Annotated in this window: 20 protein-coding genes; 9 read left to right on the top strand and 11 right to left on the bottom strand. The window is 71.5% G+C overall.

Annotated features, from left to right (window positions below; genetic code table 11):
- Positions 1-9: 9 nt before the first annotated feature.
- The 3 genes from AB0J24_RS19250 to AB0J24_RS19240 form a co-directional block, all read right to left on the bottom strand.
- Positions 10-459 carry a hypothetical protein gene (locus AB0J24_RS19250; protein WP_358683141.1) on the bottom strand — a complete coding sequence of 150 codons (450 nt, stop codon included), beginning with the start codon at positions 457-459 and terminating at the stop codon, positions 10-12.
- A gap of 268 nt (positions 460-727) precedes the next feature.
- Entirely contained in the window at positions 728-1,411 is a 684-nt protein-coding gene (locus AB0J24_RS19245) for a hypothetical protein (protein WP_358683139.1), read from the bottom strand.
- A 339-nt stretch (positions 1,412-1,750) separates the two neighbouring features.
- On the bottom strand, positions 1,751-2,119 hold the full coding sequence (locus AB0J24_RS19240) for a tyrosine-type recombinase/integrase (RefSeq protein ID WP_358683137.1): 369 nt from the start codon (positions 2,117-2,119) through the stop codon (positions 1,751-1,753).
- A gap of 777 nt (positions 2,120-2,896) precedes the next feature.
- Here AB0J24_RS19240 and AB0J24_RS19235 point away from each other — a divergent pair.
- Positions 2,897-3,313, top strand: coding sequence for a VOC family protein (locus AB0J24_RS19235; RefSeq protein ID WP_358683135.1), 417 nt, complete (start codon positions 2,897-2,899; stop codon positions 3,311-3,313).
- 21 nt (positions 3,314-3,334) lie between these two features.
- Here the strand turns inward: AB0J24_RS19235 and AB0J24_RS19230 are convergent, their stop codons facing one another.
- Together AB0J24_RS19230 and AB0J24_RS19225 are read right to left on the bottom strand one after the other, a co-directional pair.
- On the bottom strand, positions 3,335-3,985 hold the full coding sequence (locus AB0J24_RS19230; RefSeq protein WP_358683133.1) for a thioredoxin domain-containing protein: 651 nt from the start codon (positions 3,983-3,985) through the stop codon (positions 3,335-3,337).
- A gap of 141 nt (positions 3,986-4,126) precedes the next feature.
- Entirely contained in the window at positions 4,127-4,834 is a 708-nt protein-coding gene (locus AB0J24_RS19225) for a M23 family metallopeptidase (protein ID WP_358683131.1), read from the bottom strand.
- Between the two features lie 679 nt (positions 4,835-5,513).
- Between AB0J24_RS19225 and AB0J24_RS19220 the strand changes: the two genes are divergently transcribed.
- Complete coding sequence (locus AB0J24_RS19220) at positions 5,514-6,083, top strand: L,D-transpeptidase (RefSeq protein WP_358683129.1); 570 nt, start codon at positions 5,514-5,516, stop codon at positions 6,081-6,083.
- 171 nt (positions 6,084-6,254) lie between these two features.
- Entirely contained in the window at positions 6,255-6,788 is a 534-nt protein-coding gene (locus AB0J24_RS19215; protein ID WP_358683127.1) for a DUF1707 domain-containing protein, read from the top strand.
- Between the two features lie 48 nt (positions 6,789-6,836).
- On the opposite strand, the gene AB0J24_RS19210 is transcribed toward AB0J24_RS19215, so the two are convergent.
- Positions 6,837-7,319 (bottom strand): DUF6194 family protein, encoded by a 483-nt coding sequence (locus AB0J24_RS19210; RefSeq protein WP_358683125.1) that lies wholly within the window; start codon positions 7,317-7,319, stop codon positions 6,837-6,839.
- 123 nt (positions 7,320-7,442) lie between these two features.
- On the opposite strand from AB0J24_RS19210, the gene AB0J24_RS19205 reads away from it, so the two are divergent.
- Positions 7,443-7,949: a DinB family protein gene (locus AB0J24_RS19205; RefSeq protein WP_358683123.1), complete on the top strand. Its 507-nt coding sequence runs from the start codon at positions 7,443-7,445 to the stop codon at positions 7,947-7,949.
- 10 nt (positions 7,950-7,959) lie between these two features.
- Here AB0J24_RS19205 and AB0J24_RS19200 read toward each other — a convergent pair whose 3' ends face one another.
- The gene (locus AB0J24_RS19200; RefSeq protein WP_358683121.1) at positions 7,960-8,361 is read right to left on the bottom strand and encodes a hypothetical protein; all 402 of its coding nucleotides are present in this window, start codon (positions 8,359-8,361) and stop codon (positions 7,960-7,962) included.
- 31 nt (positions 8,362-8,392) lie between these two features.
- Here AB0J24_RS19200 and AB0J24_RS19195 point away from each other — a divergent pair, with 31 nt between their 5' ends.
- Positions 8,393-8,743 (top strand): hypothetical protein, encoded by a 351-nt coding sequence (locus AB0J24_RS19195; RefSeq protein WP_358683119.1) that lies wholly within the window; start codon positions 8,393-8,395, stop codon positions 8,741-8,743.
- 25 nt (positions 8,744-8,768) lie between these two features.
- Here AB0J24_RS19195 and AB0J24_RS19190 read toward each other — a convergent pair whose 3' ends face one another.
- Positions 8,769-9,017 carry a helix-turn-helix transcriptional regulator gene (locus AB0J24_RS19190; RefSeq protein ID WP_358683117.1) on the bottom strand — a complete coding sequence of 83 codons (249 nt, stop codon included), beginning with the start codon at positions 9,015-9,017 and terminating at the stop codon, positions 8,769-8,771.
- Positions 9,017-9,469: a DUF2975 domain-containing protein gene (locus AB0J24_RS19185; RefSeq protein ID WP_358683115.1), complete on the bottom strand. Its 453-nt coding sequence runs from the start codon at positions 9,467-9,469 to the stop codon at positions 9,017-9,019. The genes AB0J24_RS19190 and AB0J24_RS19185 overlap by 1 nt, the downstream gene beginning before the upstream one ends.
- Positions 9,470-9,647: 178 nt before the next feature.
- Between AB0J24_RS19185 and AB0J24_RS19180 the strand changes: the two genes are divergently transcribed.
- Positions 9,648-10,052 carry a YccF domain-containing protein gene (locus AB0J24_RS19180; RefSeq protein WP_358683245.1) on the top strand — a complete coding sequence of 135 codons (405 nt, stop codon included), beginning with the start codon at positions 9,648-9,650 and terminating at the stop codon, positions 10,050-10,052.
- 239 nt (positions 10,053-10,291) lie between these two features.
- On the opposite strand, the gene AB0J24_RS19175 is transcribed toward AB0J24_RS19180, so the two are convergent.
- Positions 10,292-11,545, bottom strand: a complete 1,254-nt coding sequence (locus AB0J24_RS19175) for a M18 family aminopeptidase (protein ID WP_358683113.1) — start codon at positions 11,543-11,545, stop codon at positions 10,292-10,294.
- Between the two features lie 19 nt (positions 11,546-11,564).
- Here AB0J24_RS19175 and mftG point away from each other — a divergent pair, with 19 nt between their 5' ends.
- From mftG to AB0J24_RS19160, 3 genes are read left to right on the top strand one after another with little or no spacing between them, the layout of a single operon-like run.
- Complete coding sequence (gene mftG / locus AB0J24_RS19170) at positions 11,565-13,061, top strand: mycofactocin system GMC family oxidoreductase MftG (protein WP_358683111.1); 1,497 nt, start codon at positions 11,565-11,567, stop codon at positions 13,059-13,061.
- A complete protein-coding gene (locus AB0J24_RS19165; RefSeq protein WP_358683109.1) occupies positions 13,058-13,222 on the top strand; it encodes a hypothetical protein in 165 nt (54 codons plus the stop codon). The genes mftG and AB0J24_RS19165 overlap by 4 nt, the downstream gene beginning before the upstream one ends.
- A complete protein-coding gene (locus AB0J24_RS19160) occupies positions 13,219-15,264 on the top strand; it encodes a M3 family metallopeptidase (protein ID WP_358683107.1) in 2,046 nt (681 codons plus the stop codon). The genes AB0J24_RS19165 and AB0J24_RS19160 overlap by 4 nt, the downstream gene beginning before the upstream one ends.
- Positions 15,265-15,326: 62 nt before the next feature.
- Here the strand turns inward: AB0J24_RS19160 and AB0J24_RS19155 are convergent, their stop codons facing one another.
- Positions 15,327-16,691, bottom strand: a complete 1,365-nt coding sequence (locus AB0J24_RS19155) for a family 16 glycosylhydrolase (RefSeq protein WP_358683105.1) — start codon at positions 16,689-16,691, stop codon at positions 15,327-15,329.
- Between the last annotated feature and the right edge of the window lie 26 nt (positions 16,692-16,717).

Here is a 16,717-nt window from a genome sequence, read left to right as displayed (position 1 = left end):
GGAGTGGCGTCATCGGCCGAACCAAGGCCTCAGATCGAATCGCTCAGGGCACAAGGGGTCTGGTGCGCCTCGAAGACCTTCAATTGCAGCGCTGTTGCTCGTGCGCAGGATTGCTGCAAGTTCGCCGTACAGATCTCCGGAGGCGTAGGTCGGCACGTCGACTGCAAGGACTTTAGTGCGCTCTCTGTGGTCGACATAGAACCTGATCCATTCCGGCTCAAGTTGAATAAATCCGACTGCCCTGAGTTCGCCGTCTCCCTCAGTCTCGCCGAGCTTAAACGTCGACCAGGCTGAGTAGAAGAGGCCGTCAGTCGGACTCCCCGCTGAGTTGTCCGCAGAATCTCCAGGCAAGGTGGCGGCCTCGTAGACCGGTGTGCCCAGCAGTCCTCTGGGGTAGGACTCACTCTGCTGCGCGGCATGATGCAAGTCGACTCGCTCGGCGGCTCTGATCGTAGCCACGACATATTGAGTTGTGGTAATCCGCCCTTCCTCCGGCGTTAGAAGGAAGCGTATTCCGTAGCGCTCCGACAGCGATTCCGGGCGCGATACCCAAACGATGAAGCTTTCAGGCGAGTCGCGCGCAACTCCGCAAATACTCGCCGTAGCATTGACCAGCGCCCTTGTGAGTGGAACCAAGCTTCGCGCGACGGCGTTATAGGCGTGATCGAGTACGGCGGGAGGGGGTGTTGTCGATCTATCTCGACTATCCATCAGACTACTCCCTTGATCACTGGTTGACTTCGTTGGGGCACCGGTTCTGCGGGGCGTTCTCGCAGTACGCCGAAATTGTACCAATAGGTCGACCGTCAGTGGCAACGTAACGACCGTCGTTGGACACGAAGTTGTCCCAGTGGATTACCCTGATGACGGCTATCCGGGTGCCGACCTGGTTGGTGAGAACGGACTGATATTCTCTACGGAAGCCCTCCGGGGGCTGCACTGGAACTGTATCCTGAATTGCGGCAGCAATCGGTCTATCTGAGAACAAGTTGTGCCTTGCGGCATAGTGCGCGTAGCCAATCTCGGAGTTCCCTTCCCGGGTTACGCCGTCAGTTCCCTCTCGGTCAATGAACGTCCAGCGGATAGTCTGGTTCCATGCGGGACCCGGCTGGGCGGGCCGGGATTCAAAGGATGCCGGCTCGACGCGCGCCCCTTCTGGAACGGGCTGAACTGGCTCTGACATGCGTTCAGCGCCGAATATCTCTGAATACTCGGCGGCCGACATAAAGGTGAATACCTGCTCGCTCTCCTGGTCTGGCTGCTCGCTTGCGAACGCGGTCGCTGAACTGGTGGCAAAGATTGCTGCGGCCGTCACGATACCTGTAATAGTTCGTCTTCTGGACATATCGAGAACATTCCGAAAACTGCGACTCAGGTAACGGTGGCGCCGCAGGTTCACCTGAAAGGTCACACGCGGTCCGACGGAGGACTGCTCTCTGTGATATCTCTTGCGCTGCAAGGGGTATGCCCCTGCCGGGGGCGTTCCCGACCAGGCTGACGTCGCGCGGGAGCCCGAGTGGACCGTGCCTCGTGTCCGACTGCCCTGGCCGCGGCGACTGGTTGCGTTCTTGGTTGCAGTTGAGTGCGCTCATCGTCGCGCCCGGGCCGGCATGGGCGCGGTTCCACCAGGGCGCCGATCGAGGGCAACCGAGACTGGACTGTGGTGTGCCGTCCTTGAAAGCGAGCGTCCGAAAGGACCGCGGGTTCGAATCCCGCCGCTTCCGCCACAGGTCAGAGGCATGATCGACGATCACGACCGGTCCGCCTGATCCTCGTTGACAACAACCGGCGACAACAACCCGCCGGTGACAGCGGTACTGAGCTGGGACAGAGCGGCGGCCTTCTCGTCGACATTGCCGTGGGCGTAGACGGTCATCGTGACCTTGACGTCGCTGTGCCCGACGATCTCCCGGACCACGTGCGGCGGGACGCCGAGCGCGAGCAGCAGCGACACCGCGGTGTGCCGCAGGTCGTGGAACCGCATCCGCCCGAGGCCGGCCGCCGTGCGGATCACGTGCCACTGCGCGGCCAGCGTGCGCGGCGAGTACACCGCGATGGTCGATTGGGTCGCGACCCACCGGCCGGACTTCCGTGGATCTTCAGCGGTACCGCATCGCATCGCTATGACGATCGGGGGCTCAACAGCGACGACACCACCAGGGCAACGATGGATCGGCCATCGGGTTGGGCAGAGTCTTCCGGGCGAACAGCTCGTCGAGGGGACGAACTGCCTTCCGCAGGGGTGCGCCCTGACGGGCTGACAGTGCGCGCATGCCCTCTTCTAGGGTGTTGCGAGCGATGGGGCCGACGAACTGGACCCAGTCGTTGTTGTGGCCCTGAAGCTGTGCGTGCGGAAGATGTGCAACCCGGCGCCATGTCGCCAGATACGTGGCCATACGGCTGGAGGTGAGCAAGCGCCGGTCGAGTCGGTCGAGCGCACGGCTCGTCGACAGCGGAACACCATGAATCGGCGTGGGATGCGGCCGGGTGAGCAGCCCCCGGACACGTTTAGGCCGCCTACGCGGCATCGGCCTTTGGGATCGAGATCATGAGCTCACGGTACTCGGACCGGAGTCGAGCCCGTACTGGTCGATCGTCGAGCGACCGTACTGACTACAACCGTGACTGCAACCCACAGAAGAACGACGACACCCCACCGGGCACCGGTGGGCGCCTGAGCAGGCAGATCCTGGCCGCGACCTGGCGTCCCAGTGGCCTTGAAAGCGAGCGTCCGAAAGGACCGCGGGTTCGAATCCCGCCGCTTCCGCCACAGGTCAGAGGCGTGATCAGTGCTCACGACCGCTCCGGCTGAGCGCCGTCGACCGCCCGGGCCCCGACCGCGTCGGTGCCGAGCCACGAACCCAGCGTGAGCGTGCGGGACCGTTACGCTGGCGCAGTGCACTGGAGCCCGCTGGTCCCCGAGCTCGTGGTGACGGATCTACGGGCCAGCGTCTCGTTCTGGGTGGACGTGCTGGGCGCCGAGGTCCTGTTCGAACGGCCCGACCCGCCGTTCGTCTACCTCGGACTGGGCGAGGCACAGGTCATGCTGGAGCAGGATCACGACGGCGCGTGGGTGACCGCGGACCCGGTGCGGCCACGGGGGCGCGGCGTGAACCTCCAGATCGAGGTCGCCGACGTCGCCGCGATCGCCACCCGCTGCGCAGAGGCCGGTATCCGGCCGTTCCGGGATCTGCACGAGTCGTGGTACGACGTCGGGGACGGTGCCCGGGAAGGCCAGCTGGAGTTCCTCGTGCAGGATCCCGACGGTTACCTGCTCCGTACGGTCCAGCCGCTCGGTCGCACACCCTCCTGAGGGGACGCACGGGCCGCCGGGTCAGCCATCGGCGAGCGCGTCGTCGAGGGCGCGGCGTAGATCGTCGACGGAGCGCGGATCGAGCCGTTCGCCGTCGACGAAGAACGTCGGGGTTCCCTGCACCCCGAGGGTGTAGCCGTCGCGGCGGTCCGCGTCGATCCGTTCCATGGTGGCCGGGTCGTTGTAGACGGCGTCGAAACGAGCCATGTCCAGGCCGAGGTCACGGGCGTAGCCGCGGAACCGGTCGTCCATCGGGGTCTGCTGCTCGCCCCACTCGCTCTGGGTCTCGAACATCCGCTTGTACATCGGCTCCAGGGCACCTTGCTGCGCGGCGGCCTCGACCGCCCGGGCCGCGCGTTCGGCGTTGACGTGGCTCGGGACCGGGAAGTAGCGGATGACGAAGTCGACCCGGTCTCCGTACTCGGCGCGAAGCTGTTCGACAGCCGGGTAGGCAGCACCGCAGGCCTCGCACTCGAAATCGAGGAACTCGACGAAGTCGACGGTGGCGCCGGGTGCGTCGTTCAGGCGCAGGCTGTTCTCGCGGGCCGCCGTCGACGCCGCGGCGGCCGGGTCGGAGACGTCCTCGGCGGCGTAACGGTTGATGCCGAACAGCACACCGACGCCTGCGACGAAGACGGCGACGATGACGAGCGAGAAGCGCAGGTTGGACATTCCGCGGGGCGAACCCGGCATGCGGCTCGTGCGTGTTGTACGGGACATGTGACGCCTTTCAGGCAAGTGGCTCTGCCGGTTGCTGTGGTCGTCGTGAACATCGGGACCCGGGGGCCGCCGGGGAACGGGCTGCTCGTCCTGTCATCCGGTCAGTTCCAGCCCGCGTCCGCGCAGCCAGCCGACGGGGTCGACCCGGTCCCCCGAGACCGATCCCTGCCGGATCTCCAGGTGCAGGTGGGGGCCGGTGGACTGGCCACGGTTGCCGACCTCGGCGATCCGGTCCCCGGCCGACACCCGATCTCCCACGGCTACGAACGCCTCGTTGATGTGCCCGTAGACCGAGCGGGATCCGTCGGAGTGCCGGAGCACGACCCACAGCCCGAATCCACCGGCCGGCCCGGACCTCTCCACGACGCCGTCGGCGACCGCGAAGATCGGCGTCCCGATCCGGTTGGCGATGTCGAGGCCGTAGTGCGTGGTGCCCCACCGGGGTCCGGCCAGGGAGGTGATCCGGCCCGAGACCGGCTGCACCGTCACCTCACCGCCCTGCACCGCGGCCGCCGGGGCTCCTCCGGCGCGGGCGGTCGAGACCAGGGTGGATCGTCGCTGTGCCTCCTGCGCGGCACGGGCGCCCTTGGCCAGTGCGGCCACGTCGTCCGGCGTGGCCGCACCGGGCAGGGGCCGGACGGTCTCGTCGACCGTCCCGCTCGTGCTCGTGATCGGCTGGAACGCCAGCACCGCTACGGGTCGGGCCCCGGCATCGAGATCGGGAAGCGCGAGTTGGTCGTAGACGGTCTGGCCGCCGGCCACCAGGGCACCGGCGGTGAGCGCGAACAACGCTCCACCCACCGCCGGCGGCGGAGCAGGCCGTGCGAGAGCTACGGACGGACAAGACGACATACGGGTGTCCCCGGATCTGTGGAGGCTGCGGGCATAGGGGCGCGCAGCAACCTCTAGATCCGGAAGACCTGCAGGTCAGCGAGGGTAGATCCGGAATCCCGCAGCGGCGCGGGATCGGTTTCCCCCGGGCCCGGGGGGCTCACCGGGACGGGCCGGACACAGGTCGCGGTCGGTCCCGGCACGACGAACGAAGCATCTGCGGTGGCGCCGCGCGCCGGTGACGCGGCGGCGTGATCGGTGTCCAGCAGGGGAGCGCCGTGGCACTCGTGGCGCTGCTCCCCGGCGGCGAGTGAGGCGACCGGGGCCGTCGGCGCTCCGGCGGTGACCAGCCCTGTCGCGAGGACCGCGAGCACGGCGAGTGCGATCGCACTCGACCATCGGGCGACTCGCCGCACGTGCACTCCCTCCGACAGGGCGGAGACTAGCCGTCCTCTCGACGCAGGCGTCCCTCGGCCACCGGCCGGCCCGCGGACCACGCGATCCGGGTCTCGGAGTGACACGTCGGCGCACCCGCCCCCGGGAGTGTGACAACCTCCGCCGGATTCACGCGTCCCACGTTACGGAGAGCCCCACGCATCGTTACACCCAGTAGCGGGGTACCCACGTGAGTTCGCGAACAGGAGTACGGATGCGGAACCGGACAGTCCGACATACCCGCCGCCGACGGATCGTCGTCACCGCCGTGGTGATGGCGGCGGGCGTCGGCCTGGCCGGCACCGCGCTGGCCGAGGTCGAACAGAGTGACGTCGCCCAGCAGGCGCACGCCGAGGCCCTGGCCCCCGGCACCCCGTGCTCGGTCTCCACCCGGGCATGTGTCGATCTCGAGTCACAGCAGGCCTGGCTGGTCCGCGACGGCGAGGTGACCCGCGGGCCGGTGCCGATCGCATCGGGCGGTGCCGGCCAGGAGACACCGGTGGGGCACTCGTTCCGCGTGTACCGCAAGAACAAGGATCACGTCAGCGGAGAGTTCAACGGCCCCGACGGCAACCCGGCCCCGATGCCGTGGTCGGTCTTCTTCGCCGACGGCGGGGTCGCCTTCCACGGTGGCGACCGGGAACGGGCCTCCGCGGGCTGTGTGAAGCTCGACCTGCCCGAGGCGGAGGCGTTCTTCAACGATCTCGCCGAGGGCGACAAGGTCCAGGTCGTCAACGCCTCCGTCGAGCAGGCCGCCCGCGGCGCTGCCCCGGCGACCGGCTGACCGGGTCGAGCCGGGCACCTCGCCGAGGGGCCCGGGCCGGCCGGGGGAGACGGCGCGGGAGGACGAGACCGGCGGCCACGGTCGCCACGTCGCGGGTGGAGCTGGACCCCGAACGTCGGGTCCGGGGGAACCCGGGTGTCCCGGGCGGCCGGGCGGCTTACCGTCGGAATCGTGAACGCACCGCGGGACCTGCGTGTCTCCCACGCCGAACGCGCCTACGTCGCCACGCTGCTGGACGGCCACCATGCCGAGGGCAGGATCGACGGAGCCGAGCTCGCCGAGCGCTTGACCTCGGTCACCACCTCGGTGACCCGCGCCGACCTGAGCCGGGTCCTCGCCGATCTTCCGGGGGCGGCCGACGCCGTCCCCACCCGCGAGGTGCTCGACCTGACGAACACCGCCGGCGACCTGCGCCGGTCGGGGGAATGGTTGGTGCCGCCCCGCGTCGTCGTACGGTCCCGCTTCGGGAACGCCCGGCTGGACATGCGGCGGGCCCGGTTCGTCACCGGTGACGTGGTGATCGAGTCGGACCTGACCGTCGGGAACCTGGACATCAGGCTCCCGCGGGGCGCGACCGTCGATCTCACGGCCGCGCGGACGCGGTTCGGGACGGTTCGGGACCGGCTGGGCGGGTCGGCAGGGAAGGGGGTGCCGCACGTGGTCGTCGTCGGCGGGGCGTGGTTCGGGAACGTCACGGTCCGCTGAGCGCCGCGTGGGCCGAGCACCACGGGAGCCCGCCCGGCCCGGTCGTCGTCACCCATCGCGGTCCGCTGTCGGGTCCGGACCGACGGTAGGAGGCTGCGGTCGGGCCGCCGTGGACGAACGGGAACTCGCGTTGCGGTACTTGCGCTCGGCGAACGCGTGGGCGTCCAGGAGAAGCGCGAGCGCGAGCGGCCAGGTGGCTTCCGGATTCAGCACCGACACCCAGTGGTACGACGCGTACACGGGGTGCGGGAACAGCACGTCGAGTGCGGTCGGATCGTGGTCCTCCGGTTCCGGGAACAGTTCCCGGAACCGCCGCGTCGGGAGCCCGATGTTCAACCGGTACACGCCGGGTCGGCCCAGGTCGGAGGCGGTGTCGTTGACGTCGGAACGGACGACGGTGGCCCAGCCCTGGCGCGGGCGTCGCTCGAGGTCGTGGTCCGGATCGTGAACGGCGAAGGTGTCGCCGTTCGCCTCGATCAACCGGGTGTGCGGAAAGGTCGCGAGAACTGCGATGACGTCGTCGGAATGCACCGTGCCACTCGAGCACGTTTCCATGATCGGATGCGCGGATCAAGTGACGCAGTTCACATCGAAGCCACGGGTCCGACGTCGTGCAACGGCCGGCATGTCGGACCCTCCTGCCACGATCCCGGTATGACGACCACCGACCGCGCCGTACCCCCGACGGAGGGCACCGAGATCGCCACGCTGGACGGGTGGCTCGACTTCTATCGCGCGACCCTGATCGCGAGATGCAGCGGGCTGGGCGACGACCGGCTCCGCGTGGCGCCGCTGCCACCGTCGTCCATGACCCTGCTGGGTCTGGTCCGCCACCTGGCTGCCGTCGAACGCCACTGGTTCCGTGTCGTTCTCGCAGGTGAGGGCGTGCCACCGCTGTTCGATCCCGAACCGGGTACGGGTCACGACGGCGGGTTCGAACTCGACGACAGCGGGATCGGCGAAGCGCTGGCGGTCTGGGAGCGCGAGGTCGCGTCCGCCCGCGCTGCCCGCGCGACGGCCGGACCCGACGGAGCCGGATCGCTCGGCGGTCGGCCGGTCTCGGCGCGCTGGATCGTCGTCCACATGATCGCGGAGTACGCGCGGCACTGCGGGCACGCCGATCTAATCCGGGAGCGGCTGGACGGGCGTACCGGTGTGTGACCGTCCCCGTTCAGCCGAACCCGCGGAAGACGCGGTCGGGCTGCAGCTGTGCGTGGTCGGCGTAGGCCGCGAACCCGATGTCCGACGCGGAGTCCCGGACGCTCCGCAGGTGCGCCGCAGCGATCCGGGCGGTGCGCCCGGGCTCATCACGCAGGTCGGCCACCACCAGCGGGAACTCGTGGTCGGTCAGGGTCCGCTCGTCCACCACGAACAACAGGGGGTGGATCTCGCCGATCCCGTCGTCCAGCGCGGAGGCCACCACCCGGTCGACCGGCCAGTCGCCGAACAGGTCCTCGACGACGACATCGAGCGTCACCGTGGCGATGATCCCGAGCAGCTCGTTCCACGGTCCCTCGCCGCTGTCGGTGGCGGTCCGGACCAGCGGGCACCGGCGGGTCGGGGGAAACTCCACCTCGGCCATCCTTCCGTGCCAGGCTGCGGTGGTGAGCAGCGCACCCAGTGTGGACGGCCGCCGGTTCGCGGGGGTCAGCAATTCCGCCGACGGTGAGGTCGGCCGGGGGACCGTCTTCACCTACCACGAGACCGACGGCCTGGTCTGGGCCGACTACGCGGGCGGCGCCGTGCGGCTCGGGCGGCTGGTCGGTACCCGCGACGGCGACGTCCTGCGGTTCCGCTACGTGCACGTCGGCGTCGACGGTGAGTCCAGCTCAGGGCGCTGCGAGGCGCGCCTGGAGGTGCTGGCCGACGGGCGGTTGCGGTCGCACGAGGACTGGTGCTGGGAGTCGCGGCCGGGCGCGGGGGCGAGCGTGGTGGAGGAGCTCCCGCCCGGTTGAGGCCGGGGCGCCGCACGGGGCCGGGTCACGGCGTCGACCGCGCGCTGACCGGGTCCGCTACGGGCTCGTCGTCGGGGACCCACCGGAGGATGTCGCCGGGCTGGCAGTCGAGCACCCGGCAGATCGCGTCGAGCGTGGTGAACCGGACCGCCTTGGCGCGGCCGTTCTTCAGGACGGCGACGTTGGCCGGGCTCAACCCGACGGCCTCGGCGAACTCGCCGACCGGCATCTTCCGTTGCGCGAGCAGCACGTCGAGATCGACCACGATCGCCATCAGACGACCTGCTCCAGCTCGCGCCGCAGCGCGGTCGCCTTGCGCAGCAGGCCGAGCATCACGGTCATGAGCAGGGCGAAGGCGATCCCGGCGATCCAGATTCCGGCGCCGAGCAGGATGAGCCCCGGCGCGTCGTCGAGCTCGCCGACCTGCGCGCACACCGCGCCGACGACGAGCGCGGCGACCAGCCCGGCGCCGGCGATCACCGGCACCCAGCGGAAGGCGCGCTCGTCGAAGATGGCCTCCCGGCGCACCATCGAGAGCAGGGCCCAGATCGCGACCAGCGCGACCTGCAGGCAGCCGAGCACGACGAGCGCCGCTGCCGCGTGCAGCAGATCCAGCGGGCCGGTCGTGCCGCGCAGCATCGCGTCCCCGAACACGACGACGATCACTGTCTGCGCGAACAACGAGCCGAGCGCGATGACGGCGAGCGCGGCGCGCAGGGCGCTCACGACCAGAGGTTGCATATATCGAGTTTCGATAGATTTCGCGCGATAGTCAAGAGGAGCGTTGCGGGGTGCACATCGGCGTCCTACCGGCCCAATCCGCGCGCCCGCCCGGCCGAACCCGAGTGAACATCAGGGGGAACCCTGAGTTCGGACCTCTCGGACCGGGCATCCTGGACACATGCTGCGGCTGATCCTGAACGTCATCTGGCTGGTGCTCTCGGGCTTCTGGCTGTTCCTGGGCTACCTGGCGGCCGGGATCGTGGCCTGCGTCCTGATCGTGACGATCCCGTTCGGCATCGCGGCGTTCCGGATCGGCTTCTACGCGCTGTGGCCGTTCGGCCGGGACGTGGTGCGCCGCCCGTCGGCGGGGGTCGCGTCGACCATCGGCAACGTGCTGTGGATCCTGCTGTTCGGCTGGTGGTTGATCCTGGGGCACATCGCCACCGCGCTCGCACTCGCCGTCACGATCATCGGCCTGCCGCTGGCCTGGGCGAACCTGAAGCTGATCCCGGTGTCGCTGTTCCCGCTGGGCTCGCTGATCGTCGACGCCGACGCCTACGTGCCCGGCTCGCGCATCGCGGCCTGATCCCCGGCGCCCGCCCGCCGAGATGCAGCTCAGGGGGAATTGTTGATCTTTGCGGCCCGCTGAGCTGCATCTCGGTGGTGCGGGGGTGCGGCGCGGCCCGGAAAGGTGCGGTGCGCGGGCGCGCGGCGGGGGAGGTGCGGCGCGCGGGGGCGCGGCACCACACGGAAGGCGCGGCGCGGGCGAGCGCGGCGCGGTGTGGGGTGCCGCGGGGCCCGGCGCGCAGCGGTGCGGGGGCGCGGTCAGTCCGGGTCGGTCAGGAACTCCGCACCGGCCCGCTGCAGGAGGTCCGGATCGTGCACCCCGCACAGCTCGCGGGCCGAGTGCATGGACAGCACCGGGATCCCGACGTCGACGGTCCGGATCCCCAGCCGGGTCGCCATGATCGGCCCGACGGTGGAGCCGCAGGGCACGGTGTTCTTCGAGACGAACACCTGGTTGGGCACCTCGGCGACCCGGCAGGCCCGCTTCCAGGCGGCCGCGCCGGGCGCGTCGGTGGCGTAGCGCTGCACCGCGTTGACCTTCAGCGACGGGCCGTGGTTGGGCAGCGACAGGTGATCGGTGTCGTGCTTGTCCAGGTGGTTCGGGTGCGCCGCGTGCGTGACGTCCACGGACAGGCAGCGCGAGCGCGCGAACACGGTGCGGCGGTCGTCGAAGCCGCCGGCCAGCCGGGTCAGCACCGTCTCCAGCAGCGGGCCGGCGGCGCCGGTCGCGGAGTCCGAACCGATCTCCTCGTGGTCGAACCCGACGAACACCGGCACCGTCGCCGGATCCCGCCGGGCGGCGGTGAGCAGCGCCGAGATCCCGGCGTGCACCGACGCCAGGTTGTCCAACCGGGGCGCGGCCAGCAGCTCCTCGTCGCGGCCGAGGGTCGCCGGCGGGGTGAGGTCGACGGTGAACAGGTCGTGCGCGGCGACGTCGGCGGGATCCACGCCGGCGTGCGCGGCCAGGAACCCGACGAGATCACCGCCCGCCGGGTCGCCGATCCCCCAGATCGGCAGCAGGTGGCGCTGCGGGTCGAGGGTGAGGCCCTGGTTCACGCCCCGGTCGAGATGGATCGCCAGCTGCGGGATGCGCAGCAGCGGCCGGTCCACCAGCACCGGGACGACCCGGCCGTCGTAGAGCGCGAGCCGTCCGGCGAGCCCGAGGTCGCGGTCCAGCCACGAGTTCCACAGCGCACCGCCGTAGACCTCGACGCCGACCTGCCGCCAGCCCGCGGTCCCGACGTCCGGGTTCGGCTTGACCTTGAACCCGGGCGAGTCGGTGTGCGCGGCGAACACCCGCAGCGGCCGGGGCGCACCGGCGGGCTGCCACCAGGCCAGGATCGTGCCGTCACGCACCAGGTACCGGCCGCCGGCACCGTCGATCCACGGGCCGTCCTCGGGCTGCTCGACGAATCCGGCGGCGGTCAGCCTGCGGACGGCCTCGGCCACCGCGTGGTACGGCGACGGGCTCGCGGTCAGGAACGAGGCGAGGTCACGGGCAGCGTCGGTCACGTAGGGCATCCTGTCACCGATGGCGGGGACGACGACGGAGAGCTTCGACGTGGTGGTGGTCGGCGCCGGGTCCGCGGGCTGCGCGCTGGCCGGGCGGATCGCCGCGCGCGGTGTGCGGACGGCGCTGGTGGAGGCCGGTGCCGTCGTCGTCCCGCCGGAGTCGACGCCGATCGCCTCGCTCGCCGCGACCGCGCCCGGGCACGTGCTGAACTGGGCCTACCGCGCGACGCTGGCCCACGGCCGGGAAGCCACGGTGCCGCGCGGCCGGGTGCTCGGCGGCTCCGGGGCGATCAACGGTGGCTACTTCGTGCGCGCGGTGCCCGCCGACTTCGCCGACTGGGCCGTCCCGGGCTGGTCCTATGAGGACGTCCTGCCCTACTTCCGGCGCCTGGAGCGTGACCTGGACTTCTGTACCTCCGAGGTGCACGGCGACTCCGGTCCGCTGCGCATCTCCCGGCCGGCCGGGCCGCTCCTCGCGCCGGTCACCGAGCCGTTCCTGCAGGCCTGTGCGGTTCTCGGCTATCCGGCGGAGCCGGACAAGAACGGCGGCGACCCGCCCGGTGCGGGCCCGGTCCCGACCAACGCCGTCGACGGGCGGCGGGTCAGCTCCGCGACCGCCTATCTGCCTCCGCCGTGGGGCGACGCCGAGTGGTGCGACGCGCTGACCGTTCTCGGTGGCCGGGCCGTCGACGCCCTGCTGCACGCCGGCGGCCGGGTGCACGGCGTCCGGATCGGGGACGACGAGCTGCTCGCCGACGAGGTCGTCGTCGCGGCCGGCGCGGTCGGGACCCCGGCGCTGCTGCAACGGTCCGGGATCGGGCCGGAGGACACCCTGCGCTCGGCCGGGATCGCACTGCGGCACGAGCTGCCCGGTGTCGGGCGCGGCTGGTCGGACCATCCGTCGGTGTTCCTGCCGATGCGCAGCGGATTGCCCGATCCGCATCCGGACGCGGTGGCCGGGCAGGCCGCGCTGAACCTGGACTCGGGCACCGACCCGGCCGGTGACCTGGAGATCCTGCTGTTCGCGCACCCGTTCGCGCCGGGCGGGCCGGCGCACCTGATGTGCGCCGTGCAGCGCCCGGACAGCCGCGGGATGCTCGCCGTCACCTCACCGGACCCGGCGGACCCGCCCCGGCTGGACTTCCGCTACCTGCGCAGCACCTCGGACCGGCACCGGATGCGGGCCGCGGTGCGGGTCGGCGCGGACATCCTGCGGGTCGCGGGCTGGGACCGGGCCGGCCCCGGTGACGGCGGCCCGGCCGGTTGGGAGCTGGGCAACGACACCCGGCTCGACGAGTGGATCCAGGGCCGGCTGACGACCTCGGTGCACCTGTCCGGCAGCGCTGCGATGGGTACCGGACCGGACGCCGTCGTCGGCCCGGACCTGCGGGTGCACGGTCTGTCCGGGGTGCGGGTCGCGGACACCTCGATCCTGCCGTCGGTCCCGCGGCGCGGCCCGGCCGCGACCGCGGTGATGATCGGCGAGCGGGCCGCCGACCTGGTGACGGCGTCGTGATCCGCCGCGCCACCCCGGCCGACGCCCCGGCGTTGCGGGAGATCGAGCGGGCGGCCGGGGAACCGTTCCGGGAGCTCGGGCTGGACGTCGTCGCCGACGACGAACCGCCGCCGCGGCCGGCGATGCGCCGGGATCTCCCACTCGTAGTGTCGCCGGCATGACGACCGCGGAGAACCCGTTCCTCACCCCGAGCGCGCTGCCGTTCGCACTTCCCGACACCACCCGGATCCGCGACGACCACTACCTGCCCGCGTTCGAGGCCGGGATGGCGCAGCAGCGGGCCGAGGTGGCCGCGATCGTCGCCGATGACGAGCCGACGTTCGAGAACACGGTGGCCGCGCTGGAACGTTCCGGCGCGGTGCTGGACCGGGTGTCGGCGCTGTTCTTCACCCGGGTCTCGGCGCACACCTCGCCCGCGATCGCCGAGATCGAGGCCCGGGTCGCGCCGTTGCTCGCCGCCCATGCCGACGCGATCCGGCTCGATCCCGAGCTGTTCGCCCGGATCGACGCGCTGCACGCCCGCCGGGACACCCTCGGGCTCGACGCGGAGTCGCGGCGGCTGCTGGAACGTCACCACCGGGACATGGTCCGCGCCGGTGCGCAGCTCGGGGCGACCGAGCAGGCCCGGTTGCGCGAGCTGAACGAGGAGCTGTCCGGGCTGACCACGGCGTTCGGTGCGATGCTGCTGGCCGGGGCGAACGCGGCCGCCGTGCACGTCACCGACCGCTCCCGCCTCGACGGGCTCTCCGACGACGCGGTCGCCGCCGCCGCGGCCGCGGCCACCGACCGGGGGTACGACGACGGCTGGCTGCTCACCCTGGTGCTGCCGACGGGGCAGCCCGCGCTGGCGTCGCTGACCGACCGGACGCTGCGCGAGGAGCTGCACCGCGCGTCGGTCACCCGCGGGCAGCACGGCGAGCACGACACCCGGGAGACGGTGCTGCGGATCGTCCGGGTGCGTGCCGAGCGGGCGCGGTTGCTGGGCTACCCCGACCACGCGTCCTACGTGATCGACGACGCGACCGCCGGGACCGCGCAGGCGGTCCGGGAGATGCTGGAGTCGCTGGTCCGCGGCGCCGTCGCGAACGCCGAGCGGGAGCTGGCCGAGATCGCGGAGTCGGCCGGTCCGGATGCCGCGCCGATCGAGCCGTGGGACCGGGCCCGCTACGCCGAGCGGTACCGCCGCGAGCGGTTCGACGTGGACGACGCCGCACTGCGGCCGTACCTGCAGGTCGACCGGGTGATCACCGACGGCGTGTTCCGGGCCGCCGCGGAGCTCTACGGCGTCCGGTTCGCCGAGCGCACCGACCTGCCCGCCTACCATCCGGACGTCCGCTGGTGGGAGGTCAGCGACGATTCCGGGGTGCTCGGGCTGTTCGGGGCGGACCTGTGGGCGCGGCCGTCGAAACGCGGCGGTGCCTGGATGAACTCGCTGGTCGCCCAGTCGGCGCTGCTCGGGACGCGGCCGGTCGTGCTGAACACGCTGAACCTGGTCAAGCCGGCCGCCGGGGAGCCCGCGCTGCTGTCACTGGACGAGGTCCGGACGCTGTTCCACGAGTTCGGGCACGCCCTGCACGCGCTGTTCTCCGACGTCGAGTACCCGACCTTCTCCGGGACGTCGGTGCCGCGTGACTTCGTCGAGTTCCCCAGCCAGGTCAACGAGATGTGGCTGGCGGACCGGCAGATCCTGGCGTCGTTCGCCCGGCACCACGCGACCGGTGAACCCCTTCCGCCGGAGCTGCTCTCGGCGGCGCTCGCCGCGCGCGGTTACGGCGAGGGGTTCGCGACCACCGAGTACCTGGCCGCGGCGCTGCTCGACCAGGCCTGGCACCGGCTCACGCCCGAGGAGGCCGACGCGGTGGTCGATCCCGGTGCGTTCGAGCAGCAGGCGCTGGAGGCGGCCGGGGTCGCGCATCCGCTGATCCCGCCGCGCTACCGCACGACGTACTTCAACCACGTCTTCGGCGGCAGCGGTTACGCGGCGGCCTACTACTCCTACATCTGGGCCGAGGTGCTCGACGCCGACACGGTGGCCTGGTTCGGCGAGCACGGCGGGCTGCGCCGGGAGAACGGCGACCGGTTCCGCCGCGAGGTGCTCTCCCGCGGTGGCTCGGTGGACGCGATGGCGGCGTACCGGGCGTTCCGCGGCCGGGACCCACGGATCGAGCCGCTGCTCGACCGGCTCGGCCTCGCCACCGGCTGAACGCCGGACTCCCTCGCCACCCGGTGGGGAGCGCCGGGTGGCGAGGGAGTCCGGGCGGGAGGTCAGGAGTACATGCGCATCCAGGCGACCCGCATCTCGCTCGGTGCGGGGGGGCCACCCCCACCGGGGAAGTAGTCCAGCTGGATCGCGGCGTGCATCGGGCCCGGCGGCAAGGTCTGCGGGTCCTCGGAGCGGAACCACTCCTCGCCGTTGATGTAGCCGATCACCGCGTTCGGGGTCCACTCGACGGCGTAGTTGTTCCACTGCGTGATGTCGAGTGTGCGCCGGGCGTCGACCTGCGAGTTGTCCGCCCCGTAGTGCAGGAAGAACGACACGTCGTCGCTGGCGCTGGTCGTCTCGGCGAAGTCGATCTCACCACCGCGCGGCCACTCGATCTCGCTGGGCCACAGCAGGATCACCGGGTGGTACTGGCGGTCGCCCGCCGGGAACTGGGCACGCACCTCCCACTTTCCGTACTGGCGCGGGGTGCCCCAGGCGATGCCGCCGGTGTTGCCCTGCGAGTCGCCGCGGATGACCAGGTTGCCGTTCTCGACGGACACGGCGTCCGGGGTGCGGCGGCCGTTGCCGTCGTGGCCGACGCTGTCGTAGGCGGACCAGCCGCTGCCCAGGCTCGAACCGGTGAACTCGTCGCCGCCGATCGCCTGCCAGCCCCGGGCCAGGGCCGCCTGCACCCCGTCCCCGGCGACCTGGGGGGCGCTCCCGCCGCCGGCTCCGGCCGCCGGCCCGTTCCCACCGCCGGCCCCGGCCGCCGGCCCGTTCCCGCTCGCGGGGGCCTGCTGCCGGTCGCTGTCGGCCCGGCTGCGTTCCCGGGCGCGCTGCTCGGCGGCCTCCCGGGCGGCGAGCGCCTCACCGATCCGGTCGGTGGCGCCCAGCGCCGCGTCACCCAGGGCGGTCCCGCCACCGGACCCGACGGCCGGGTTGGTGGCGAGTGCGCTGCCCGAGGCCGACCGGCGCGACGACTCGTCGATCAGTGCGTTCTGCAGCGGCGGCTCCTCGGTACCCGGCTGGAGCAGGGTGAGGACCATGGTCGCGGCCAGGATCGCGGCGGCACCCACCCCGAGCGGCGCGAACCGGCGGATCCGGGAGCGGCGTGCGGACACGGCTCGGTCGATCTCGACCACGGCGGACTCCCCGCCGTGCGCGGCCCGGTCCGCCGGCTCGTGCAGTTCGGCGATGGCGATCGCGGTCGCCGTGTCCGAGGCTTCCCGGGCGCGGCGGTGCCGCCCGGAGGCCGACACCGGGCGGTCGTCGAGCAGGGTCGTCGCGCGGACGGCCGAGGCTGCCGTGGGGTCGGCATGCCTGCCCCGGGGGGAGGGCACAGAGGGGGAGCTGTGCTCTGCGGCGACCCGCTCGATCAGGTCGCGGGGGTCGACCTGATCAGCCGCAGCGGAGTTCTTCCGTCGCATGATCGAGCACTCTATGTAGCGTGACC

It is taken from the genome of Pseudonocardia sp. NPDC049635, assembly GCF_040659795.1.
Taxonomy (GTDB): Bacteria; Actinomycetota; Actinomycetes; order Mycobacteriales; family Pseudonocardiaceae; genus Pseudonocardia.
Note: the sequence above shows the minus strand (reverse complement) of the source record. Positions and strands in the feature narration are given on the sequence as shown.